We start from the raw sequence: 23,917 nt of genomic DNA on the forward strand, positions 1-23,917 counted from the left end.
TTCATCCTTTTCTTATAAATCATAATCTATTTATTAAAATTGTCTGATATTTTTTATTTTTCAGGATATAAACTATTCCACCAAGCAGTATCCTCCTTTAGCCATTTGCTAAACCAAGCCATTATAGAATTATTCCATTCCACACGTCTTTTATAATTTACTACTCCATGATTTTCATCTTTCACCTGAATAAATTCAACCGGTTTTCCGAGTATTTTGAGAGCCGTGTACATTTGAATGCTTTCTCCAATAGGAACATTCGTATCAACTGTTCCGTGTGTCAACAAAAGAGGTGTTTTTATTTTATCTGCACTAAACAAAGGGCTCTGTTTAACATATAAGTCCGGATTATTCCAAGGATAACTATTGGCACTAGCCCCCGAACTATATGTATAGCCCCAATATCCTTCACCCCAGTAACTACTGATAGAGCTGATTCCGGCATGGGAAACAGCAGCAGCAAACATATCAGTCTGGGTTTGAAGATACATCGTCATAAAGCCGCCATACGAAGCCCCGATACAACCAATTTTCTTATCATTCACATAAGGATGTTCTTTCACAAACTGCTTCGTTCCTTCTATTATATCTTCAGCAGTACGCTTTCCCCAAGCATTAACATGAAGAGCCGAAAACTTCTGTCCAAAGCCGGTAGCTCCACTTGGCTGCACAACATAAACAACATATCCCTGTGAAGCAAACACATGACCGGGATACGGTCCTTCGAATGTACGGGATGTAGGCATGGTGCCACCATAATAATAAACAATCATTGGATATTTTTTCGTAGGATCAAAATTCGGCGGTAAGTAGAACATTCCGGTAATCTCTGTTCCGGCTGAATTTGTAAAATTCCACCCCTCAACCTTACCTAATGTCATTTGAGATAATCTCTCTTCATAAGGGTCGGCTATCCGGATGGACTTCTGGGTCTTAAGATCATAGATATAAGCTCTGGTAGAGTTAGATACGCTAACACCGGCGTAAATACCTAAAAGGGCATTCCCCGCAGTACTAAATGTACGAATAACTTCTTCGTCTAAAGGGAGTTTAGAAAATACTTTAGTCGAAAGGTTATAAGTATACATATTCACACAATCTTTATCCGTTGTGCGAAAATATATAAGGTTATCTTTTTTATTCCAAAAATAGGTATCAATACTTGGATTAAAATCTTTAGTTATCGGATCTATCTTTTTCGTTTCTAAATCCATTATGAAAGCCAAAGTATTATAACTATTCGCAACCTGCCCTTCATCAATATTCAATCCTATACCATGAAATGCTTCACCGGCTCCCGCAACAAGGATTTTCTTTCCATCAGGAGAAAATGAAGCACTATATGCAAAGTCTTCTTTTGTCCAAAGAGTATCAACGGTCATAGTTGATAAGTCCAGTTTATACATAGAATTTGTACTGAAGGGCCTGCTAGTAATAGTCTCTTCTGATATTGAAATCAATAATTGTTTCGAATCTGCACTTATATCATTCAGTGCTGTAGAATGAGAGCCAAATGTCAATTGTTGACTTAGCCCTGTAGCCAAATCATATTTATATATAAAAGACCTGTTTCCATAACCGGATTGACGATCTTCCGGTGACCTTAAAAGCTTCAGATCACTTTTATTTTCAGCTTCTTTCTCAAGCTTAGTATAGAATAGAGTTTTCTCATCAGGCGAAAACATGATGCTTTCATCCGGTATGTTCTTTGCGAGAACAGCTTCCTGCAATGTTGCAGGATCTATTGCCCTTAGATCCGAGCCTGAATCATCTTTAGAAACATAAAACAGTTTGTCGCTCTTGGGCATCCAGGCGAGCTGGCTTTTACGACCGTCGGTATCAATCAAGAGACTACTACGAGTCTTTAGGTTATATAGCTCAGTGGTTGTAGCATTTCTTTCTCCAAATGTTTCTCTATAAGATAGCAAGGCATATTGTCCTCCTGCTGATAAACTTACATTTGTCACTCGTTTCCCCAGAAGCATGTCTGAGAAGTTTACATTTCGGTTTACAGTATTTGACATTGTAAAATTAGAGACAGAATCAGTTTTTTCGTTTTCTATTTCAATTTTCAAAGTAGGGGGTACTTCATCTTTAGCCGAAGCCAAGAGTTTTATTACAACGCGATTTTGTAGAGGATAAGGATTTATCGAAGCCGTTATATCTTTTTTGTCAGACCGAAAAGTTTTTTCTTTTGTTGTCTTTGAAGCAGCCAACTTTCCATCAATGTATATCTCCAACATATTAGGACTAGTCACCCTCAATGTTCCCTTCGCATATCTATCTGAAGTAATATAAAATGATATCAATTGCATAGAGAAGGCTCCATCCTGCGGTTTTTCAGGATATAAAAAACCATCACTATCGGCTTTCAGTGGCCTTACAAAAGCAGACTGCTCAGGTATTGATATCGACATTTTTAGCAAATCTGATTCAGAAAACTTTTCTCCTTTCAGGTTTACACTATCAATCTTTAGTGGGTTTACGATTGTTACCGGAGGGGTGGTATATGCCTGTAATAAGCTCTCTTTTTTCTGCCCAAACAAAGTGAGTGCGACAATCAAATTGAGCAATAGAATAACTGACCTGAACTTCATATCTTTAATTTTAGTGTTTTTATATAGTACAAATGTACAAATTATAGAATGAGTTTGTGTCTCTTCATAAATCTGATTTTTGAAATATTTCATATCATACCTTTAACAAATTAGATTACTTTTTAATATTATATTTATTATCTTTGTGTGTCTAATAGTAAAGCCTAAACAAAACTAAGAAAATGAAATTCTCCTCTTTTGTAATATCTAGTATAATACTTATTATCACATGCTTATCCTGCTCCGATGAGTCTATAAGATTATACCATCCTCCGCAAGAAGATCCTGAACCTGAGCCCGAAATACCTGAATACTATTGGTTATTAAAAACGGTTACTTATCCGGAAGATAATCCCGGGTTTTCTTTTCGTTATAGTCAGGAATTTACATATACAGATAATGACTTGATGAAAACGATACAAAGTTCTAACATCAAAGATTCTGCAATAGTAGTAGACTATATAAGCGACAAAAAAGTATCATATTCCAGATTAATAAAACAAAGCGAGTCTACCATATATTATGATAGCTTGTTAGTCTTTCGTAATGATAAAAAGCAAGCTGAATATGCTTTACATGTAAGATACACAGAAAGAACATCAAACGAAAAGGTCTCAAAACAGGTGACTATCAACGACTCTACCACATTTATTTATGATGATGCGGGATATATCAAACAGCTTGATCATTATGACAAAACTGGTGTTACCTCATCTTTGAATTATACGGAAAACTACACTATTAAGGATGGAAATATAACAGAGATCACAACAACTAAAGGATACAGGTTTGTGTATACATACGATGATAAAGAATACGCAGCACCATCGGACTATTGCTATGAGATGCCACGCAATACATTCAATATGGCAAGTACATGTTGGCTAATGGCAAGTCTTCCGTTTCTGTCGGAACATATGGGGACAAAAAATAAAAACAATATTATCCAAGCAGAAATTATCCAAATGGAAGGGGAAAGAAAGTATGCTGATATAAAATACAATTATACTTTTGACGAAAACAACCTTGTTTCTCAAATCGTAATGTCTGGAACAACAAAGTATAACAAAACATTTGAGAATTATATAACTTCATTCTCATACATTCAAAAAGAGAAAAAGAAAAATTAAAAAGATATACAAATGCCCCCTGATTGCAAGTAATGAGGACAGAGAAGACATTCTATTTTCATCACCCAATTAGGGGCGAGACTAAGGTTAATAGCCATATAGCGAAAGTTACTTTCCATGAGAAATGTGGATTATCTTTCCTGTTATTTTATCTATTTTAATTTCTGAAACGCCACCTTTTCCAGCATCTTTTGATGACCCGACAACAGTCCATATATTATTTTCAAGACTTACCAATAAAGGTTTTTCGGAATCGACTATTTTTGCTCCATACATAATCTTTAATTCAGATTCTGCTCTTTGTAAAACGCTTTCTATAGTGGGATAGGCAGATGTATCAATGGTTAACGGATTAGGCTTAACAGAAGCCTCTTCAAAAGGAATACTTCTAAGAGATCTACTTTTGAAGTGATATAGGGGAATGGACACAATAAACCCGATTAGACATACGGCGAACACAGACGATCGGTTACTCATAATTTATACTATTAGCGGTTAATATTCAATACCTTTTATTTAGTAGAGATTTATTCGTTTGATTTTCCATAAAAGAATAAAAAAACGCTGAAAGTATTTTCAGCGTTTCTAATCAATATGTCTTTCTCCTCTATTTTTCTAATAACCTAAGAAGCAATTCGGGCTCATCTGTTGTTATAAAATCCAGTTTTAATTTGAGTATTGATTGCATATCCTCTTCTTTATTCACCGTCCAAGCATTAGTAAGCAAATCCATTGACTTCGCCTTATCAGCTAATTCCGGATCTTTCTGAAATAATGAATAATGAAAATCAATACCATCTATATCTGCTGCTTTTAATTCCTCCAAACTTTTATCGGATCCTAAATAAAGTACCTTTGCTGCAGGGTCTAATTCTTTAACTCGAGTAAGGTATTGCATACCGAAAGATATATAATCTACCCACGCCTGAGCTTTCATACGATGTACCAAATGCACAACAGAGTCAGCGATAGCCTTTCCTTTATTTGTTCCTTTTATTTCTATGATTAGTTTTGTTTTATTTTGTGTTTTTATATAGTTGATATACTCTTCTAGAGTTGGTACAAAATCTCCATTCTTCAATGCTACAGCAGACAATTCTGCTGCTGTAGTTGATTCAACATCCTTCCCGCCTATCGAAGGATCGTGTGAAAGCACAACAACATCGTCTGATGACATCCATACATCCAGTTCTGAGCCTTCACAACCTATCTCTACTGCATGCTTCAATGAGCTCATCGAATTATGGCTAAAATCACGATCTTTCCAAGCTCCTCTGTGAGCAATCACCCTATTTTGTAAAAACTCATCTTTTACCAGCTCGAATGATTTTTCGGCGTTTCCATCTTTCAATATTATGTTATAAGAAATAGGCGAATTTGCAGTTAGCAGTTTTCCTTTCTTTAGCCTTATATTTTTTTCTTTATCGATTTCAAATAGCCCGGAAGGATCTTTTAATGTAATCTTTTCACTTCGCTCTGAAATGACTTTTCCTACCAGAGCACCCTTTTTATTTACCGGGATAGTATAACTATCCAATACAAGAAATTGGTTCTGAGAGTATGTATGGATAAAACAAACACTTAGCAACACGAATAACAAAATAACTTTTTTCATAATAAAAATCTCATCTTTTATATTGACTTGTAAAGATACCAATAATCTTTTTTTCGCTGAAAGTTTAAATTGGATATATTGTACAATAAGCCCTCTTTTTGCTTATCACGCCTACAATCTCAAACAGAAGTGCGCTATACTGAGTTAAAGGATAAGATAGAGATACTAATAATGACATCGAGGACACTATTTTTAAACATGTTGACACTTTTAGTTAGTAGCATTTTATTACCTTTGTTTCAAAAATATAATTATCATGAGCACTTATTCTGGTTTTCAAAAGTACCAACAAAACGAATTAGCTGACATTCAGTCAGCAGGATTATATAAGAACGAACGTATTATTGTATCACCTCAGGGTGCTGCAATCAAAGTAAATACCGGACAAGAAGTCCTTAATTTCTGCGCAAATAATTATCTGGGATTATCTAACAATAAGGAACTTATACAAGCAGCCAAAGATGCTATGGATGAACGTGGTTTTGGCGTTTCTTCCGTGCGTTTTATTTGTGGAACACAAGATCTGCATAAACAATTGGAAGCAGCTATTGCTAAATTCTTCGGCACAGAAGATTCAATTTTATATGCAGCATGCTTCGATGCCAACGGTGGAGTGTTCGAACCTCTTTTGAACGAACAAGATGCTATAATTTCTGACTCACTAAATCATGCTTCAATAATAGATGGTGTACGCCTATGTAAGGCTGTACGGTATCGTTATGCAAACGCAGATATGGCTGATCTGGAAAAACAATTGCAAGCAGCCCAAGCCCAACGTTTCCGAATAATAGTGACCGATGGAGTTTTCTCTATGGATGGAAATGTGGCTCCGATGGATAAAATATATGAACTGGCACAAAAATATGATGCCATGATTATGATCGACGAATCGCACTCTGCGGGAGTGGTGGGTAAAACAGGACGGGGAACAACCGAACTATTTAATCTTCGTGGAAAGGTAGAAATCATTACGGGTACGCTTGGCAAATCCTTCGGTGGTGCTATTGGAGGCTTTACGACAGGAAAGAAAGAAATCATCGACATGTTGCGCCAACGTTCCCGCCCTTATTTATTTTCAAACTCTATTCCTCCGGCTATAGCTGCAGCAGGTATTAAAATGTTTGAAATGATGGATCGCACAAATGAGTTGCAAGACAAGTTGCATGCTAACACCGATTATTTTGTAGAAAAAATGAAAGCAGCGGGGTTTGATATCAAACCTACTCAGTCTTCTATCTGTGCCGTAATGCTCTATGATGCAAAACTATCGCAGGATATGGCTGCAAAATTATTAGACGAAGGTATTTATGTTACAGGCTTCTACTATCCTGTAGTACCTAAAGATTTAGCTCGTATCCGTGTGCAAATATCAGCAGGACACGAAAAAGAACATCTCGATAAATGTATCGCCGCATTTACGAAGGTAGGAAAAGCACTGGGCGTTATTAAGTAAGTGGAATATTGAAACAAGATACAACTAAACAATCACCCTTTTACAATCAGATTTTTCTTTTATGAAAAACATTCTTATCGTAGGCAGTACGGGCCAGATAGGCTCGGAATTAAGTATTAAATTACGCTCTATTTATGGAGAGAGTAATGTTATCTGCGGATATTACAAACCTCCTTTTCCTGAAAACTTTTTCGAATCGGGCCCTACTGTAGAAATAGATGCTACAGACATACAGCAAATAGCTGACGCAGTAAAAAAATACAAAATTGATACTATTTACAATCTAGCAGCAATATTATCAGCTACAGCCGAAAAAAATCCTAAGTTAGGGTGGGATGTTGGAGTAAATAGCCTGATGAATTGCCTCGATGTAGCACGCGAATTTGGTTGTGCCGTTTTTACTCCAAGTTCTATAGGTGCTTTCGGTCCTAACACACCAAAAGACAAGACACCTCAAGACACTATCCAACGTCCGAATACAGTGTATGGAATTACGAAAGTAATGGGTGAACTACTTAGTGACTATTATTATACCAGATGGGGAGTAGACACTCGCTCAGTACGTTTTCCGGGCATCATATCCAACCTTACTCATCCCGGTGGAGGTACAACAGACTATGCCGTTGAGATATATTACAATGCAGTAAGAGAGGAAAAATTTATGTGTCCTCTTAAGCCGGGAACATTCATGGACATGATGTATATGCCCGATGCCCTAAATGCAGCAATAAATATAATGGAAGCCGACCCGACAAAACTTATCCATCGAAACTCGTTCAATATTGCATCTATGAGCTTCGACCCGGAAATGATCTATACAGCAATAAAGAAACATTACCCTAGCTTCGTAATGGAATACGAAGTAGACCCTCTAAAACAAGCTATAGCAGATTCATGGCCAAACTCACTTGACGACACTTGCGCCCGTCACGAATGGGGATGGCGTCCTGAATATGATCTGGAGAAAATGACTGCTGATATGATAAAAGTTTTGAAGGAAAGAGAAGTGTTTTTAAACGCCTAACATAGAGAACTCGTTTAGCGATAATTAAAACTTAAAAACTCCCTGCTTATACAAGATGTTAAGCAGGGAGTTTTTCATTCTCTGTCTCTATAAAAAATTTCGGTTATTTTGTTGCACAATCAAAATATATCATATTACTTTGTATTTCAAAGTAAATATTATGGATACAAATTTAGATGATATAAAGCACATACGTTCCATGATGGAACGTTCGAGCAAATTCTTATCGATCAGCGGTATGTCTGGTGTTATGGCAGGTACATTTGCAATATTGGGTGCTATATCGGCTTATTTTGTATTGATAGGCAAATTTACTTTTACAGGGAATCTTCTATATGATCTTATTTTGATTGCCACGGTTGTACTCATTAGTGCTGTTGCAGTGGGATTATATTTCTCAGCCCGCAAGGCTAAAAAAAGTAATTCAAAACTTTGGATGCCTGTAACGTTAGAGATAGCTAAAGATTTTAGCGTGCCATTAGTATCAGGAGGTCTATTATCCATTATCCTTATTTACAAAGATATTTACTTTATGGTAGCACCGTGCATGCTCATCTTTTACGGACTAGGGCTCATAGCTGCGGGTTCTCGCACATTCCGTGATGTAAAGGTATTAGGAGCATGCGAAATAATATTGGGATTGGCTGCAGCTATAACTGTAGGCTACGATCTTATATTTTGGGGAATAGGTTTTGGTATTTTACACATTGTATATGGCATACTCATTCATTACAAATATGATTTAAAATCAGAGAAAAACGGTTGATTATGAAAGATATTATATCAGGATTGAATAAAATCTTCGACAGCCGCATCCGATTAGGTATAATGTCGGTACTAATGGTAAATGACAGTGTAGACTTCAATACAATGAAAGAGCTGCTTGACGTTACCGACGGAAATCTGGCCAGCCACTTGAAGGCTTTAGAAAAAGAGGAAGTAATTGAGGTTAGAAAACAATTTCTGGGAAGAAAACCCAATACATCTTACAAGGTAACTCCTCTGGGACAGAAACTATTTAAAGAACATATAGACGCTCTCGAGAGATTGCTTAATCCTCTGTCGTAATTTTTTTTATTTATAAACTTTGAATTTCAAAGAACTTTTATATATATTATTAATTTAATTATTTATGAAAACAAAATTCGATATCGGAGTGAACATGATTTTTGTAAAAGTCATTGTTGTTGCAGTTTTAATTGCCGTTATGCTATTACCGATCAATCTGGTAAGATCACTCGTTGAAGAACGCGAAGGGAATCAGAAAGCAGTTCAAGACGAAATAAGCCAGAAATGGAGTGGGATTCAAACTATATCTGGTCCTGTATTGGTACTACCTGTACTGAGTGAGACTGATAAAAATCAAAATGTAATTACAAATTATGCTTATTTCCTTCCCGACAGCTTCAATGTTGAAGGAAATATAAAAACAGAAGAACGCTCTCGCACACTCTTCAAGACATTACTATATCAGTCTAATTTGCATGTAAGTGGAACTTTCTCTCTACCAGACTATGCTAAGTTAAACATAAAACCCGAGCAAGTAATGTGGGATAAAGCTTTCGTCCTGATTGGTATCACGTATCTGCAAGGGATTAAGAATAAAATTGTTTTTAATGTAAATGGAAAGCCACAGATCGTTCAACCGGGGATCAAGAATAATTCTTGTGTAAGTTCCGGAGTGACTGTTGAAACACCTTTAGATCCCGCTATCAACAGTTACGATTTCAATTTCGAACTGGCTCTAAATGGAAGCGAAGGATTATACTTCAACCCTGTGGGAAAAGAAAGCACCATACACCTTAGATCGTCATGGAATACCGTATCTTTTGATGGCAACTTCTTACCGACAGAACGCACCGTGAATAAAGACGGCTTTGATGCTAAGTGGAATATATTCGATTACAACCGTAATTATGTACAAATGTGGGTTGGAGATAACAACGTATTAAAATCATCTGCCTTAGGTGTAGATATGAAATTCCCGGTTGACAAATACCAGATGACGATGCGTTCGGTAAAATATGCAATCATGTTTATAGTATTCACTTTTGTTGTGTTTTTCTTAGTTGAACTTCTTAGTCGAAAAAGGATTCACCCTGTACAATATTTATTAGTAAGCAGTGGGCTCGTTATATTCTATGTACTATTACTTGCGATATCAGAGCACCTCAGTTTTGGTTTATCATATCTGATTTCGAGTTCTGCAACTACTATCCTCATTTCCTTATATTCAATAACAATGTTTCGGAGCACCAAACAAGCAGGTATGATGGGGCTATTCCTTGCGGGACTATATACCTATCTGTATATAGTATTACAGTTAGAAAACCTCTCTTTGCTATTCGGAGCTATTGGGCTGTTTATAGCATTAGCTATCGTAATGTTTGTATTGAGAAGAGTAAATTGGTACAATGATGATAATAAATCAGACCAAATAGCAGACGAGCATTCTAATCATAATTAAAAGATGAAAATAGTAGTATAAATTAAGTTTAAGATAAATCTGGGGCCTGTCTCCTATTTTCGCTGACATACCCAACTCTTTAAGCCGTGTGAGTAAGATATATAGTATCTCACTAACACGGCTTTCTTTATTATTCATATATCATTTTTTCAATAATGAACGAACAGGAAGAGTTAATTAAAGTTAATTATTCAACAGCAAAAAAACACATAAACAACTATATATCAATAATATAAACAAAACATATAATTCACCCACAGGTACTATGTATTGCATGGTACTTATATTTATTTATATATTTGCATTACAAACAACATTGTATAGGATAATATTAGGTAATAGAATACAAAAAAACAAATAGTCTAAAATATGAAAAAGGTTATTGAAGTAAGTATAGGAGGCATCAATTTCACAATGGAAGACGATGCATATTTCAGATTAAAAGATTATCTGAAACGATTCGAAGAAACTATTCCTGACAAACAGGAAGCTCGTGAAGTAATGGAAGATGTTGAAGCTCGTGTAGCTGAGATATTGCAAAAAGAAATGAAATATTCAAATCAAGTTGTAGACATGAAACAAGTACAAACAGTAATAGACCATTTAGGCGAAGTAGATTCTAAATCGTCAGAACAGGAAACTGAATATAAAAATTATAAAAGTTCAGATAAAGAATATACAAGAGGAGATAAACGCATGTATAGAGATATTGACGAAAAAATGGTATCAGGTGTATGTAGCGGTTTAGCGCTATACCTTGGTATCGACGTAACTATCATCAGGGTGATTTTTGCAGCTACATCTTTCTTGTATGGTACAGCCGTCCTTGTATACTGTGTTCTTTGGATTGTAATGCCTAGGGCTATAAGTGTAGCTCAGAAGCTGGAGCTGAGAGGTTATGCTCCGACAGCCGAAAACATTAGAAGATTTACATCACAACACAAATAATTGAACAATATGGAAACTATAAATGTAGACAATATAAAGGCTCAGATGCGTAAGGGCATATTAGAATATTGTATCCTCAGTATTCTATCTAAAGGAGACGCATACGTATCAGATATAATAAATGAACTGAAAGATTCGGAGATGATTGTAGTTGAAGGAACATTATATCCGTTACTTACCCGACAAAAAAATCAAGGGTTACTATCTTACAGATGGGAAGAATCGACACAAGGTCCACCCCGCAAATATTATGCAATCACAGAAAAAGGAAATGCCGTATTAGGAGAATTGGATGGCGCTTGGACTGATCTGGTAAGAGTAATAGACAATATTAGAAATAAATAAAATCTGATAACAATGAAACCAACAATTAGAGTTAGCATAGGAGGTTTAGCTTTCAATCTCGAAGAAGATGCATTCCGTGTCCTCGACGATTACCTGAAAGCCTTAAGAAGGCATTTTGAAAAAAATTCAGAATCGGGAGAAATTATATCTGACATCGAACTTCGTTTGAGCGAATTATTACAAATGCGTGTAAGCTCGGCTGATGGGGTCGTATCTATGGCGGATGCGTTGGATATTATAAAAATTATGGGAAGCCCAAAAGATTTTGACGATGCTCCTCAAGAAGAATACACTGAAGAAGATTCTGAAAAGAAATCTTTTGGTAAATCAGACTATGCAACCGACGACACACAAGATTTGTTCAAGAAAAAGCTATACAGAGACACTGACAACAAATTTATTGGTGGAGTGTGTAGCGGATTGGGGCACTATTTCAGAATAGACACAACTATCATGCGCCTTATATTCTCGGGAATATTCCTTTTCTTATTATTCTTCATGCACAAAGGCCCGTCATGTATGGTGATAGTGTTGATATATGGTATACTATGGGCAGTAATGCCTGCGGCTCACTCTTTCAAGCAAAAACTATCAATGACCGGATCGGATCCTTCTATTTCAAATATTGAAGAAGACCGGACTCAATCAGCCCGAAAATATAAAGGAAGCTCCTTGGCTTCGGCAATAGGTATTCTTGTGAATGTATTCATTGGTATTTTAGCTGTAAGCTTGTTTCTCATCATCATTGCGATGATTGGTTCCTTTATTTGGTTGTATTTTGACACAACAATCCTAGGTCTGAATAATTATCTTATATTATTAGGATTAAGTTCGATTAATTTAAAGATTGCATTCTTATTAGCATCTTTAATCCCACTAATGGGGCTGCTATCTCTAATGATTAAAATCTTGAAAAGATCTCCATTTACAACTCAGACATTAATAAGTTTTGTTATAGGATTTGTATTATGGTTAGGGGCTTCTTTTTATTTAGGAAATACCGGATTTAAATTCGGATTAAACCATCGTCACACTGCCGAAGCTATTGAGAGTGTAGATGCAAATACAACCTCAGATTCACTATACGTAAAATTGGGTAGCGAATATTTAAGCGCAGAATCACAACCGAACAATCCATTTGTTTTATATACCGGATCTTCGGACAATAAAAAGCTGTGTGTGTTACCTTCGATACAAACCAGTGTGGATACAACATTAACTAATTATGTAATTGAAATACATAAGAAGAATTTCGCAGACAATGAAATGACGGCTAAAAGAAAAGTTGAAGATTTACACTTAGATTACACCCTGACTGATTCTTTATTAACGATTAATCCTACATGGCATACAAATTCAAACCCATGGAGTTTAGAAACGTTTGAGATTGTGATAAAAACGCCACGTGATAAGAAAGTTATAAAAGAATATCCCTTAAACAGATCTTATAAAGATTTCAATATAAATATAAACAGATATGGTTATAATCGTTGTTTTTACAATTTTACTATTGATTGAAGTCATAATAGAACATCTTATATAAAAGATGCATTACCTACTGAATGATAATAGATAATAAGTTTGGTGTTAAGAAATCGGATAAATCTTTTTGTCCGATTTTTTATCGAAAAAGATGCAACATTTTAGCTATTTTTACGTTTAATATATGTACATTTGTAAATTATTATTAATATTAAAGCTGTGAAAGCGAAATTTTTAACATATATACTGATGGCCTTTTCTATAGGTCTCTTTATGCTGTCTTGTGATGGAGACGAAAACCCACCTACAAGCACCATAGAAGGGCATTGGATATATACAGCAACAAAAGTTGATATCTCCGTCACAGACCCGGCGTTAAAAGCAAAAGTTGAAGAATACATCAAACAAAATGTAATATCCGAGCATACAAGCTATGAATTTAAGAATGATAAGACCTATTATTATTATCTTAATTTCGCAGACCCGCTAAAAGGTAAATATAAAATGCAGGATAAAGATTATGCAACACTGGATGACTCAAGGGGATTAAAGAAAGTAATTTGCGAAGATCCTTTGATTTACGTTCAATCTGATTTGAAAAGCCAAATTGCAAAAGATTTAAAAATCAGTGAAAGCAAGATCATAGAAGCTACAATTACAGAAGTTTTCGAAAAAGGGTTGAAACCCTCGAATTAGAGAATATCATACAAACCTAAAATAAAACCTCAAAAGCTTCATTCTGCTTTTGAGGTTTTATTTTTTATATCAATACAAACGTTTAATCTTTCTTTGATCCAATCCACGTTGCCTTTTTCCAGATATATTCCAGAGGCCCATGCTTGTGGTTTTTCATCCACCAACAAGAGAATATATATTGTACTATAAATATTCCTACTCCGATGAGAAAAGACATTGTTATACTCACAGATAAACCAAGTCCCCAACTGTAAAATATAGCTCCACCGAGCAAAGATTGAGTTATATAATTGGTAAGGCTCATTTTACCATAAGGTATCAACTTTCTTAATAAGGATTGCCCTTTTTCAGTAGAATAATAAACAATAAGGACTAATGATACAAGGAAAAACAGAAATGAAACATTGGCAAAAGATTGAACTATTATACCCAAAGGCTCTAAAACTGCTTTATTTTCAATAAAGCCCGGAAGCATAAGAGTCAGCCCCTTGAGAGGGAAAAAGCAAACAACTCCAAGAATTAGCATACGAACCCATTTGCGCATATTGGTTTCGGGATGAAGGAAAAATTCTGTACGCCCTATAAGCATTCCGAACAAGAAAAGTCCGGCAACCTGACAAAAACGTCCATTTTCCCATGCCCACATAAAGCTGCCCCATTCTCCATGATGCAACATTACATTAAATATCTCACTCAAACTTGCCGATTTATCTATCAAGATAGGATTTAACTTACCATAATGGTATCCTACCATACTTTCGCCCATTACATAGTCCGGATTAACCAAAGCATATATCACCCGCCCCCACTCTATAGGCTGAAGAATAAAGATTGTAGCTATAATCAATACAGTCTTGGTAGACAAACGCGCTGTTAATATAAGCACAATACCAATGAGTGAAAACATCACCAGAACATCGCCTGTATAGAAAAGAGAATTGATCATTCCCCAAACAAAAAGTAAAACTAAACGCCATAAAAAACGAGGGCGAAAATCGTTACCTCTTTTCAACTGATTATTATCTTGAATAAAAAAACTAAAGCCAAATAATAAGGCAAATATACCATAAGCTTTTCCTGCAAAAATAAAAAAGGTAGAATCAAACAGAACCGAATCCAAAAACTTCATAAATGGAGTATCTATCGGAGTAAAATTGAAAAGATTATAGTTTTCGAGGCTATGTACTAACACTATGCCTAGTACCGAAAGACCTCTCAGGGCATCGGCAACATCAATACGGTGGACACTTTTTGTCATTTTTCTAAAATATGTTTTTTGGTATTAAAATTCGAAATACAAAATTGCACTCTCTGCATGATGCGACAAAGATAATATTTTATATAAAAAGAAAAAGCATGAGACTATAGACTAGCCTCATGCTTTACAAAAAATATCTTTCTCTTTTAATCCCAGATATGCTTTTTACTAAGAGCATATTTGCCACCACCGGTAAACACTAAAGCCAAAGCCCCAAAGAAGTACAATCCTTGCAATTCCAGCATCCAGCCTCCGGTCTCATTTAGCGAGAATACATCACCGCTATGAGCGAGCGAAACTGCAACCAACATATTAAATACAAATATCGCTGCAGCAACACGTGTACCGTATCCGAAAATTATAAACAAAGGTGCTATAATCTCTCCAACATACACTCCATAAGCGATAAAAGAAGGTAGTCCTGCACCCTTTACCATTTGTTCTATCATTCCTGCCCCATGTGATAATTTAGCTATCCCATGCAAGAGCATTAATATACCCACACTTAATCTTAGAATAAGTAGTCCTAAATCTGTATTACGTTCTAATGTTTTCATCAATATATACTGTTACTATTTACATTACAGATATAAAACAATGAAAAGTTAAATTAGTTCACATGAGAGTTATTTTCTATTTAGGTAATTCAAATGAAATAGGCAACATCACCTGCTTTGTGACAGGCACCCCATCTTTCAATCCGGGAATCCATTTAGGCATTTTCTTTATCAAATAATAAGCTTCTTCATTACAATCCGGAAACACGCCTTTAAACAACCATATCTTTGATATCTCACCTTCTGCCGACACCTCTATATTAAATATAACCCGACCTTCTATTCCATATTTAATGGCACGCTTCGGATATTTCATATTAGTCTTCAAGTAAGTATCTAGTGCCTCCTGCCCTCCCGGATATTGAGGATCAGTGTTTAAAGAGTCAGACTCTTGAACAATCTGTTTTTCTTCTATCTGTGTCAAGGTATCTGTCGGAATCATTACCAAAGATGACTCATTTGTTAATTTCTGCTCTTCGTTTTTAGGCTGTTCCTTTGCTTGTGCTATTAACGCATCGGTCAACTTGAAAGTGACAGAAAGATGCTGAGTGAAATCCACAGGATTACCATCAAGCAAGGCAGGCGACCATTTGGGCATCGCTTGCAAAACACGTATAACCTCGTCATCTGCATCCGGATCAAATCCTCTTACTATTTCTACATCTTTTACACTTCCATCTTTAGCTACGTTGAACTTCAATTCCAGATCCCCTTCCATCTTTATTTTTATCAAAATAGGAGGATATTTTATATTAGTCTCTAAAAATTCGTATAACGCCTTCTCGCCATCCTTATAGAGAGGAGGAATAACACCATTTAATGACGATGTTTCTTTTGTCAAAAGCTTTGCAGTAATAGCCTTCTGTGAATAAACAGGGGTTAATATACAAAACAAGAATATAAGTAAGGCAGTATGTACAAATTTCATTTTTGGCTCTTTTTTACAAACAAATATATACAAATTACTCAAGTCTAGTATGTATTTATATTTTATTAAACCCGTAAAATATATTTATGTTAATATTAACGTTTTTAATATTTGGAAACAATATTTTTAACAATACTATATATATCTTTACAGCCAAATAAAAAAACAATATGTGTGGAATTGTAGGATATATTGGCTTTAGAGAAGCCTACCCCATTTTGATAAAAGGTTTACATAGACTAGAGTATAGAGGTTATGACAGTGCCGGAGTAGCAATAATAAATAGCGAAGACAACCTTTCGGTATACAAAACAAAAGGCAAAGTACAGCACCTTGAGGAATATACGAAAGGAAAAGACACAACCGGCACAATCGGCATAGCACATACCAGATGGGCCACACATGGCGAACCGAGCAACTGCAATGCACATCCCCACTACTCTCAATCAGAATCTTTAGCCCTCATACACAATGGAATCATAGAAAACTATGCAGTACTTAAGGCTCAGCTAACACAAAACGGATACAGTTTTCAAAGCAGTACCGACACGGAAGTACTGGTACAGCTAATTGAATATATCAAAAGCTTAAATAATTGCGATCTGTTTACAGCAGTTCAAATTGCACTCAATCAGGTAGTAGGTGCATACGCCATAGCAGTGATAGAAAAAGGAAAGCCCGACCAGATAATTGCAGCACGCAAAAGCAGCCCGCTAGTTATCGGAATTGGTGATGGCGAGTTTTTCATCGGATCAGATGCTTCTCCTATCATAGAGTATACCAACAAGGTTATTTATTTGGATGATGAAGAAATAGCTATACTCAAAAGAGATAAAGAGCCTAAGATAATTACGATCTCCAACATACAGAAAACACCAGAGATCAAACAATTGGAAATGAATCTCAGCCAACTCGAACGTGGCGGCTATCCACACTTTATGCTAAAAGAAATATTCGAGCAGCCTGATACGCTCCAAAACTGTATGAGCGGGCGCATTAATATAGAAGGCACGAACATAACTCTATCGGGGATAATAGACCATAAAGAAAAATTCATAAATGCACGACGTATCATTATCATCGCATGTGGAACTTCATGGCACGCCGGACTAATAGGAGAATACTTATTCGAGGAGTTTTGCCGCATTCCCGTTGAAGTAGAGTATGCCTCAGAATTTAGATATAGAAATCCTGTTATCTATGCCGACGACATCGTAATCGCTATTTCTCAATCGGGAGAAACTGCCGATTCACTTGCAGCAATCGAGTTGGCACGCAAAGCCGGAGCTTTTGTATATGGAGTATGCAATGTTGTAGGATCATCAATTCCTCGCAACACCAATTCGGGCTCATACACGCATTGTGGACACGAAATAGGAGTAGCATCGACCAAAGCGTTCACAGCACAGGTTACAACCCTCATATTAATGGCCTTGACTATTGCGAAAGAGAAAAAGGTGATAGAGGACGAAAAATATATAGAAATCACCAAAGAGCTTCTGTCTATTCCGTCAAAAATAAAAAAAGTTTTATCAAGCAATGAAAAGATTAAGGAACTATCCAATATCTTTACTTATGCACAAAACTTTATTTACCTCGGTCGTGGATACAATTATCCTATAGCTTTGGAAGGGGCCCTCAAGCTAAAAGAGATATCGTACATACATGCCGAGGGTTATCCGGCAGCCGAAATGAAACACGGACCAATAGCGCTCATAGACAATGAGATGCCGGTGGTAACGATTGCAACTCATAGTGCCATATACGACAAAGTAGTCAGTAACATACAAGAAATAAAGGCCAGAAGAGGCAAAGTAATAGCCATAATAAACGAAGGCGATGAAACAATGAAGGCAATAGCCGACCATTATATTGAAATACCTACGACAATAGAATGCCTCGACCCTTTACTAACCGTCATACCCCTACAACTACTTGCCTATCATATTGCTGTAAATAAAAACAGAGATGTAGATATGCCGCGCAATCTGGCAAAATCTGTAACGGTTGAATAGACAGCTTGTTTTCACAATATATATCAAGTTTTGAATCCGATATTCAAAATATTTCTATCTTTGCATAAACTTTACACAAAAACATAAAATTATGAAAACAAACATTTTGATACTCACGTTTCTTTCTTTGTTTGCACTGAATCTGAGTATTAATGCCCAAAACTATCTTGCAACAGGAACTCAAATAACAATGGGAGACGATCTAAGAAAAGGAGTGGAAGATGTTACTGTGGGCGACGTTATTCTATCTTACGACTACACAAAAGACTTATATGAAAAGAAAAAAGTAACAGGAGTAGACAAAATCATGTTCAACAGATTAGCTCGCATTGTCTTGGAAAACAAGATGCAGGTACTTGTTACTTCTCAATATCCCTTCTGGAGCGAAAGAGGCTGGGTTTCTATCGATCCGGAAATGACAATTCAAAATCCCAAATATGCATCAGTAAAATCATGCAATGTGGGCGATTATTTAAAATTCTATGATATACTGAGTACCGGTTCGGATAGAATTGCTATTATAGAAGGCATACTCGAACCAATCATGGGCTATAATATCCAGCTCGAAGAAGGAGGCTCTATTATTGCCAACGGCTTTATCATAGGCGTTGATTAATAAAATTAAATGAAGCTGAACACCAATAACATTCAAGAACGTATTAAAGATACATTGATAGAGACGTTGAACATCACATTCATAGAATCGGATGATCAAACGTCTCTTGAAGCTATTATGCCTGTAGAAAAACATTTGAGTCAAACGATGGGCGTATTACACGGAGGAGCAACAATATCTCTGGCAGAATCTGTTGCCGGCGTAGGTTCTAACACACTATGTGCACACGATGAGCAATGCTTTGGCATGCAAATAAGTGCCAGTCATATATCTAGTGCAAGACTAGGCGATGTGGTAAGAGCCATAGGTACCTTACAACACAAAGGGCGATCTACTCACGTCTGGAATGTTGACGTCTTCTCGGAGACAACAGGAAAACTAATTTCGTCTGTGCGTGTCACAAATGCAGTTGTAAAAAAAATATTATACACAAAAGGAAAATAAAGGCAAGGAATGTAATAGGGGTTAGAATTTTTTAACCCTGGTTATATTTTCCGCTATTTCGTCCTGATTAAAGCGAAGTATCTCGAATAAGAAAAGCGAGATGTTTCACTCCATTCGGTGTGACATAATAGATTGGATGTTCTACCCCCTATTACACCCTTGCCTTTTACGAATTGAATTCTATTAAGCAGGAATGAGATTTATAAATTAAGTATTATAGAGAAGATACTATCATCTCCATTATTTGAAATATCATTAGAATAAAACAAATAATAACGACTGCAATCATAATATTTAAAATTTTGTTTGTATATTTTTTCATTTTACTTCCTTTTTAAATTGTTCGTACTGCTTTACTATATCATCGATACTTATATCGAGTAAATTCATAGAACGAAAAGTTTCGGGTAGTACTTCTTCAAAAAATTCTTTTTTCTGAAGCTTCGATATCTGTCCTCTAGCATTTTCTGCGACGTAATATCCCATCCCACGTTTCGAATATATAATTTCCTCAGACTGCATATATTCAAATGCTCTCATAGCCGTGTTAGGATTCACCTGCAATGTCATAGCCAGCTCCCTCACAGATGGAATCCGATCATTTTCGGGCCATTCTTCTGTAAGGATATGCTGAAAGCAGAAATCTACTATTTGAAGATATATTGGTTTATTTGCTTTGAAATCCATAATACTATACTTCTGTTTCTCTTAATTTGAAATACGTCAACACCCACATTCCAACAGGGAATATCGCTGCCAGTATATATTTAGCTACATCATACAGCAATGTTGCCTGTGTTGCTACAAAACGCGATGAATCGCCTTCGGGAATCCAATAGCCATTAAAGCTTAGAATAGAAATCGGATCCATAGAACTTCTTATATAGGATACCTCCGGATAGAATTGACTTATAATAATCTTAGAAACAATTATTATAAAAATAAAAAACACAGCGATTAATGACAATGTCTTCACAAAAGACCTTTTCTTCAAACATGCATACCCAAACAAAAAAACTGATTGAGCAGCATACAGCATATGATAATCCCACCAATCGTTAAACTTAACTACAGGATGTGTAGTGGATACAAATAGAGAAGATATAAAATCTAAGCACACTGACACGCCAAAAACCAGCAAAGGTATAATAACAATATATTTGATCCACAGACCCAAAAATCGTTCAAAAGTAGATACCGGCAACGTAAAATAAAAAGTACTATTAGCATCGCTTAAATTCTTATCAAAAGAAATGCTACAAATGATAATCGCAACATAAACGGGAGGAAGCATATTCCATAGCCATCCGGTATCGATAGATTCCCAAACAGTCGCAATTGTATAATACGCAGCTATACCGCATACAATAAAAAGGTATTGCTTCCAATACATTGCGAGCTCCCTCTTCTGCAAATTCCAAAAACGTTCTATATTAAATACAGCACTCATATCCATTTCGTTAAGCGTTAAATATATTTCTTATTTTTTCCTTATTCGTAACCACCGCATTAAACAAAGCTTCAATATTTAATGTACTTTCTTCATTATACTTGTTCTCCAAGACCGAAGTGTACCCCAACATAGTTTGCTCTGAGAATAAAGCGTCTTGAGGCCTTGTTGTAGAATAAGTAAACAGTAGTTTTTTAGATATCTCCTCAACCGTATTATTAAGTAGCACCTGATTGCGATCAAGAATAATGATAGGATCTATCAAACTTTCCAAATCTCGAACTTGATGAGTGGAAATCAAGATACATTTGTCTTCGTCAAATGCCGAGGCTATTACTTTTCTAAATTGAGATTTAGAAGGGATATCCAGCCCATTAGTAGGCTCATCCAACAAGGTAACCGGTGTATTCAGAGATATAGCAAAAGCAATAAGAACTTTCTTCTTCTGTCCAAAAGACAATTCTTTCATCCGAGAATCAATATCCAAATGAAAATCATTTAAATATGAATTAAACTGTTCATTGCTAAAGTTGGGATAAAATACCGAGTTCAACTTTACAAAGTTTTTAACTGTCTGCGATGGCACAATGAACTCTTCTGGCAGATAGTACAATTGCTTCAGCATATCAGGATTTCTAAATGCCGTTTCAGCACCTAATACTTGACAACTTCCTTTTTTAGGAAAACACAACCCACTAATAATGCGCAACAATGTGGTCTTTCCAACACCATTTTCTCCGAGCAAACCATAAATACCATTTTTCATTTCAAATGAAACATTCTCAAAAATAGGCTTACGCTCTCTGTAATAAAAAGTAAGATTATTTATTTCTACCATAACAGTGTACTAGTTTATTAATACACTGCAAATATATTATATATTTTGATTACACCAAAACATTTGAATATTTTTTATGCTGATTAAAAAACTTAGAAGCGATGCATAATTACTATAATTGTAAAAACAGGGAAAATATTTTTAAATCAACAAAATTTGTCTCACAAATTACCACCTTTTTCTCAAAAAGATAAAAGACAGCTTAACACTATTGAATATTACAATAAGCCATGATAAAAAACTAAATAAAGACAAAAAAGTAATTATGAAGAAAGGAAATAGATTTTCTCTTTTACAATAGAGAGAAGCCTTATGCACAAATAAGCATTATCAGTAAATATATTTAGGAAGTAGTGGTTTTTTATATACTTTTGCTGCCAAATAACATAAACGACATGGAGATCTGAAACCATACAAAAAAACGAGGCGGAACCGAAAAGCCAAAAGAGTAGGATAATTTTTTACAAAACTAATATTATAATGGAGTGGTTTTTAAAAGTAGTGAAAGAACATTACGCAGACTTTAATGGAAGAGCTAGACGAAAAGAATTTTGGATGTACAACCTTTTTGTGATGATAGGATATTTTGTCCTATACATAGTAGGTATTATCCTAGCATCAGTTTCCACAACTATTGGATCAATCGTTTTAGGATTAGTCGGATTGGCGTATCTTGCAATCCTGATCCCTTCAATCGCTGTTTATGTGAGAAGAATGCATGATGTTGGCAAAAGTGGATGGTTTATATTAATCCCTATCTACAATCTCATTTTAGCAATTACAGAAGGGAATAAAGGGGACAACCAGTATGGTTCGGATCCTAAAGCTCAATAGTCTCAGGATCTATCATAGAGTTTACACTATAAGAAAGAAGGACATAAATAATATTATTTATGTCCTTTCGCTTTATAAGATATTGATATTTATAAATTTATCCTATCAAGAATTTAATAACAATTATTTATTTAACTACTCCTGTTATTATTATTTTTTATTATATTTGTGACGTTGGTAAAAAGCGTATTCAACACTTATAGTATTAAAGCCAGAAACACATTATTCTTACTTAAACGTAAAGAATAAATAACAATAATAGAGTATACATCATAATATCCGGTATGGAGTTATTATACAAACAAGAGCATCTCACTTGCTACAATTATGAAAAAGGTAACCGGCCAACAATTGAGAAAATATCTTTACAAGATGGACAATCTTGGAATATATTTTCAGTTGAGAACAAAGTTATATTTATCATAGAAGGGTCTTTATCTTTTTCTTTGGATGAACTAACTAACCAAGTCTTTTCTGAAAAAAAAATGATGATGATACCAGCAGGTTGTCACCTAAACAGTAAAGCAAATAAAGATACCACAGTAATTATTATGAGGTTGCATAACACTAAGATGCTATGCGATTGCTTCTCGCTTGATTTACTACTAAAAGAAAAAAATGAAGAATTCGAACCAGGCCTACACTATCTGGCTATAAATGAAAGAGTAGACTCATACCTCACATTCTTAAACACGTGTATGTCGGAAGGCTTAAAGTGCACATATTATTTCGCACTGAAAGCAAAAGAATTTTACTTTTTACTAAGAGCATATTATACAAAAAGAGATTTACTGGCATTCTTTTTTCCTCTCATTAGCCACGACCTTTCTTTCTCCGAGTTTGTCCTTAAAAACCATCACAAGGCAAAAACAGTACAAGAGCTAGCTGACATGATGCACTATAGCCTTTCAGGATTTCAAAAACGTTTCAAAAAAGTATTTGGAGTACCTGCTTATCACTGGATGAAAGAAGAGCGATCAAAATCAATTTTTTATCAAATAAACAGTACCGATAAATCATTTAAAGAAATAAGTGACGAGTACGGATTCTCATCTCCCTCACATTTTAATGACTTCTGCAAAACCAATTTCGGCAATACTCCGGGCAAAATTCGCCAACAAAAAGCGACTATGAACCCTAGCCATTAAGAAAAGGCACGAATTCTGAAAAAGCAGGCAGATATCTGTAATAAACAACCCTTCCAATCTTCATATCTTCGT

At 35.5% G+C, this 23,917-nt stretch carries 24 protein-coding genes; 15 read left to right on the forward strand and 9 right to left on the reverse strand.

The window, feature by feature from the left end; genetic code table 11:
* Window positions 1–53: 53 nt before the first annotated feature.
* Window positions 54–2,597, reverse strand: a complete 2,544-nt coding sequence (locus tag BGO84_RS15005; protein WP_291030404.1) for a S9 family peptidase — start codon at window positions 2,595–2,597, stop codon at window positions 54–56.
* Between the two features lie 182 nt (window positions 2,598–2,779).
* Here BGO84_RS15005 and BGO84_RS15010 point away from each other — a divergent pair, with 182 nt between their 5' ends.
* Entirely contained in the window at window positions 2,780–3,727 is a 948-nt protein-coding gene (locus BGO84_RS15010; RefSeq protein WP_291030406.1) for a hypothetical protein, read from the forward strand.
* Window positions 3,728–3,835: 108 nt separating this feature from the next.
* Here BGO84_RS15010 and BGO84_RS15015 read toward each other — a convergent pair whose 3' ends face one another.
* Both BGO84_RS15015 and BGO84_RS15020 read right to left on the reverse strand, forming a co-directional pair.
* The gene (locus BGO84_RS15015) at window positions 3,836–4,204 is read right to left on the reverse strand and encodes an NTF2 fold immunity protein (RefSeq protein ID WP_291030408.1); all 369 of its coding nucleotides are present in this window, start codon (window positions 4,202–4,204) and stop codon (window positions 3,836–3,838) included.
* A 130-nt stretch (window positions 4,205–4,334) separates the two neighbouring features.
* Complete coding sequence (locus tag BGO84_RS15020) at window positions 4,335–5,342, reverse strand: glycerophosphodiester phosphodiesterase family protein (protein ID WP_291030410.1); 1,008 nt, start codon at window positions 5,340–5,342, stop codon at window positions 4,335–4,337.
* Window positions 5,343–5,598: 256 nt separating this feature from the next.
* Here BGO84_RS15020 and kbl point away from each other — a divergent pair, with 256 nt between their 5' ends.
* The 9 genes from kbl (at window position 5,599) to BGO84_RS15065 (ending at window position 13,757) form a co-directional block, all read left to right on the forward strand.
* The gene (gene kbl / locus BGO84_RS15025) at window positions 5,599–6,795 is read left to right on the forward strand and encodes a glycine C-acetyltransferase (RefSeq protein WP_291030412.1); all 1,197 of its coding nucleotides are present in this window, start codon (window positions 5,599–5,601) and stop codon (window positions 6,793–6,795) included.
* A 61-nt stretch (window positions 6,796–6,856) separates the two neighbouring features.
* Complete coding sequence (locus BGO84_RS15030) at window positions 6,857–7,819, forward strand: NAD-dependent epimerase/dehydratase family protein (protein ID WP_291030414.1); 963 nt, start codon at window positions 6,857–6,859, stop codon at window positions 7,817–7,819.
* A gap of 160 nt (window positions 7,820–7,979) precedes the next feature.
* Window positions 7,980–8,585: a hypothetical protein gene (locus tag BGO84_RS15035; protein WP_291030417.1), complete on the forward strand. Its 606-nt coding sequence runs from the start codon at window positions 7,980–7,982 to the stop codon at window positions 8,583–8,585.
* A 2-nt stretch (window positions 8,586–8,587) separates the two neighbouring features.
* Window positions 8,588–8,887, forward strand: a complete 300-nt coding sequence (locus BGO84_RS15040; protein ID WP_135103971.1) for a transcriptional regulator — start codon at window positions 8,588–8,590, stop codon at window positions 8,885–8,887.
* Window positions 8,888–8,951: 64 nt separating this feature from the next.
* A complete protein-coding gene (gene creD, locus BGO84_RS15045; RefSeq protein WP_291030419.1) occupies window positions 8,952–10,286 on the forward strand; it encodes a cell envelope integrity protein CreD in 1,335 nt (444 codons plus the stop codon).
* 369 nt (window positions 10,287–10,655) lie between these two features.
* A complete protein-coding gene (locus BGO84_RS15050; protein ID WP_291030421.1) occupies window positions 10,656–11,234 on the forward strand; it encodes a PspC domain-containing protein in 579 nt (192 codons plus the stop codon).
* A gap of 9 nt (window positions 11,235–11,243) precedes the next feature.
* Complete coding sequence (locus BGO84_RS15055) at window positions 11,244–11,579, forward strand: PadR family transcriptional regulator (protein WP_006842604.1); 336 nt, start codon at window positions 11,244–11,246, stop codon at window positions 11,577–11,579.
* Window positions 11,580–11,591: 12 nt separating this feature from the next.
* The gene (locus BGO84_RS15060; protein WP_291030423.1) at window positions 11,592–13,097 is read left to right on the forward strand and encodes a PspC domain-containing protein; all 1,506 of its coding nucleotides are present in this window, start codon (window positions 11,592–11,594) and stop codon (window positions 13,095–13,097) included.
* A gap of 213 nt (window positions 13,098–13,310) precedes the next feature.
* Window positions 13,311–13,757: a hypothetical protein gene (locus BGO84_RS15065; protein WP_135104460.1), complete on the forward strand. Its 447-nt coding sequence runs from the start codon at window positions 13,311–13,313 to the stop codon at window positions 13,755–13,757.
* 82 nt (window positions 13,758–13,839) lie between these two features.
* On the opposite strand, the gene BGO84_RS15070 is transcribed toward BGO84_RS15065, so the two are convergent.
* The 3 genes from BGO84_RS15070 to BGO84_RS15080 form a co-directional block, all read right to left on the reverse strand.
* Entirely contained in the window at window positions 13,840–15,015 is a 1,176-nt protein-coding gene (locus tag BGO84_RS15070; RefSeq protein WP_291030425.1) for a DUF418 domain-containing protein, read from the reverse strand.
* Between the two features lie 146 nt (window positions 15,016–15,161).
* Entirely contained in the window at window positions 15,162–15,572 is a 411-nt protein-coding gene (locus BGO84_RS15075) for a DoxX family protein (RefSeq protein WP_135103966.1), read from the reverse strand.
* Window positions 15,573–15,648: 76 nt separating this feature from the next.
* The gene (locus BGO84_RS15080; protein ID WP_135103965.1) at window positions 15,649–16,500 is read right to left on the reverse strand and encodes an energy transducer TonB; all 852 of its coding nucleotides are present in this window, start codon (window positions 16,498–16,500) and stop codon (window positions 15,649–15,651) included.
* 170 nt (window positions 16,501–16,670) lie between these two features.
* Here BGO84_RS15080 and glmS point away from each other — a divergent pair, with 170 nt between their 5' ends.
* From glmS to BGO84_RS15095, 3 genes are all read left to right on the forward strand, one after another.
* A complete protein-coding gene (gene glmS, locus BGO84_RS15085) occupies window positions 16,671–18,515 on the forward strand; it encodes a glutamine--fructose-6-phosphate transaminase (isomerizing) (protein ID WP_291030427.1) in 1,845 nt (614 codons plus the stop codon).
* A 91-nt stretch (window positions 18,516–18,606) separates the two neighbouring features.
* Window positions 18,607–19,131 (forward strand): hypothetical protein, encoded by a 525-nt coding sequence (locus BGO84_RS15090; protein ID WP_135103963.1) that lies wholly within the window; start codon window positions 18,607–18,609, stop codon window positions 19,129–19,131.
* 9 nt (window positions 19,132–19,140) lie between these two features.
* A complete protein-coding gene (locus BGO84_RS15095; protein ID WP_135103962.1) occupies window positions 19,141–19,575 on the forward strand; it encodes a PaaI family thioesterase in 435 nt (144 codons plus the stop codon).
* Between the two features lie 318 nt (window positions 19,576–19,893).
* Here the strand turns inward: BGO84_RS15095 and BGO84_RS15100 are convergent, their stop codons facing one another.
* The 3 genes from BGO84_RS15100 to BGO84_RS15110 are packed head-to-tail and all read right to left on the reverse strand — an operon-like array spanning window position 19,894 to window position 21,863.
* The gene (locus BGO84_RS15100) at window positions 19,894–20,262 is read right to left on the reverse strand and encodes a GntR family transcriptional regulator (protein ID WP_135103961.1); all 369 of its coding nucleotides are present in this window, start codon (window positions 20,260–20,262) and stop codon (window positions 19,894–19,896) included.
* A gap of 4 nt (window positions 20,263–20,266) precedes the next feature.
* The gene (locus tag BGO84_RS15105) at window positions 20,267–21,025 is read right to left on the reverse strand and encodes a hypothetical protein (protein ID WP_291030429.1); all 759 of its coding nucleotides are present in this window, start codon (window positions 21,023–21,025) and stop codon (window positions 20,267–20,269) included.
* Between the two features lie 10 nt (window positions 21,026–21,035).
* The gene (locus BGO84_RS15110) at window positions 21,036–21,863 is read right to left on the reverse strand and encodes an ABC transporter ATP-binding protein (RefSeq protein ID WP_291030431.1); all 828 of its coding nucleotides are present in this window, start codon (window positions 21,861–21,863) and stop codon (window positions 21,036–21,038) included.
* Between the two features lie 480 nt (window positions 21,864–22,343).
* Here BGO84_RS15110 and BGO84_RS15115 point away from each other — a divergent pair, with 480 nt between their 5' ends.
* Window positions 22,344–22,697 (forward strand): DUF805 domain-containing protein, encoded by a 354-nt coding sequence (locus BGO84_RS15115; RefSeq protein WP_283686407.1) that lies wholly within the window; start codon window positions 22,344–22,346, stop codon window positions 22,695–22,697.
* 284 nt (window positions 22,698–22,981) lie between these two features.
* Window positions 22,982–23,845, forward strand: coding sequence for an AraC family transcriptional regulator (locus tag BGO84_RS15120; protein WP_291030433.1), 864 nt, complete (start codon window positions 22,982–22,984; stop codon window positions 23,843–23,845).
* Window positions 23,846–23,917: the final 72 nt, after the last annotated feature.

It is taken from the genome of Dysgonomonas sp. 37-18, assembly GCF_001899125.1.
GTDB lineage: Bacteria > Bacteroidota > Bacteroidia > Bacteroidales > Dysgonomonadaceae > Dysgonomonas.

Coding starts and splice junctions, on each gene's coding strand:
- BGO84_RS15005 (WP_291030404.1), bottom strand. CDS start 2,597: ATGAAGTTCAGGTCAGTTATTCTATTGCTCAATTTGATTGTCGCACTC.
- BGO84_RS15010 (WP_291030406.1), top strand. CDS start 2,780: ATGAAATTCTCCTCTTTTGTAATATCTAGTATAATACTTATTATCACA.
- BGO84_RS15015 (WP_291030408.1), bottom strand. CDS start 4,204: ATGAGTAACCGATCGTCTGTGTTCGCCGTATGTCTAATCGGGTTTATT.
- BGO84_RS15020 (WP_291030410.1), bottom strand. CDS start 5,342: ATGAAAAAAGTTATTTTGTTATTCGTGTTGCTAAGTGTTTGTTTTATC.
- kbl (WP_291030412.1), top strand. CDS start 5,599: ATGAGCACTTATTCTGGTTTTCAAAAGTACCAACAAAACGAATTAGCT.
- BGO84_RS15030 (WP_291030414.1), top strand. CDS start 6,857: ATGAAAAACATTCTTATCGTAGGCAGTACGGGCCAGATAGGCTCGGAA.
- BGO84_RS15035 (WP_291030417.1), top strand. CDS start 7,980: ATGGATACAAATTTAGATGATATAAAGCACATACGTTCCATGATGGAA.
- BGO84_RS15040 (WP_135103971.1), top strand. CDS start 8,588: ATGAAAGATATTATATCAGGATTGAATAAAATCTTCGACAGCCGCATC.
- creD (WP_291030419.1), top strand. CDS start 8,952: ATGAAAACAAAATTCGATATCGGAGTGAACATGATTTTTGTAAAAGTC.
- BGO84_RS15050 (WP_291030421.1), top strand. CDS start 10,656: ATGAAAAAGGTTATTGAAGTAAGTATAGGAGGCATCAATTTCACAATG.
- BGO84_RS15055 (WP_006842604.1), top strand. CDS start 11,244: ATGGAAACTATAAATGTAGACAATATAAAGGCTCAGATGCGTAAGGGC.
- BGO84_RS15060 (WP_291030423.1), top strand. CDS start 11,592: ATGAAACCAACAATTAGAGTTAGCATAGGAGGTTTAGCTTTCAATCTC.
- BGO84_RS15065 (WP_135104460.1), top strand. CDS start 13,311: ATGGCCTTTTCTATAGGTCTCTTTATGCTGTCTTGTGATGGAGACGAA.
- BGO84_RS15070 (WP_291030425.1), bottom strand. CDS start 15,015: ATGACAAAAAGTGTCCACCGTATTGATGTTGCCGATGCCCTGAGAGGT.
- BGO84_RS15075 (WP_135103966.1), bottom strand. CDS start 15,572: ATGAAAACATTAGAACGTAATACAGATTTAGGACTACTTATTCTAAGA.
- BGO84_RS15080 (WP_135103965.1), bottom strand. CDS start 16,500: ATGAAATTTGTACATACTGCCTTACTTATATTCTTGTTTTGTATATTA.
- glmS (WP_291030427.1), top strand. CDS start 16,671: ATGTGTGGAATTGTAGGATATATTGGCTTTAGAGAAGCCTACCCCATT.
- BGO84_RS15090 (WP_135103963.1), top strand. CDS start 18,607: ATGAAAACAAACATTTTGATACTCACGTTTCTTTCTTTGTTTGCACTG.
- BGO84_RS15095 (WP_135103962.1), top strand. CDS start 19,141: ATGAAGCTGAACACCAATAACATTCAAGAACGTATTAAAGATACATTG.
- BGO84_RS15100 (WP_135103961.1), bottom strand. CDS start 20,262: ATGGATTTCAAAGCAAATAAACCAATATATCTTCAAATAGTAGATTTC.
- BGO84_RS15105 (WP_291030429.1), bottom strand. CDS start 21,025: ATGAGTGCTGTATTTAATATAGAACGTTTTTGGAATTTGCAGAAGAGG.
- BGO84_RS15110 (WP_291030431.1), bottom strand. CDS start 21,863: ATGGTAGAAATAAATAATCTTACTTTTTATTACAGAGAGCGTAAGCCT.
- BGO84_RS15115 (WP_283686407.1), top strand. CDS start 22,344: ATGGAGTGGTTTTTAAAAGTAGTGAAAGAACATTACGCAGACTTTAAT.
- BGO84_RS15120 (WP_291030433.1), top strand. CDS start 22,982: ATGGAGTTATTATACAAACAAGAGCATCTCACTTGCTACAATTATGAA.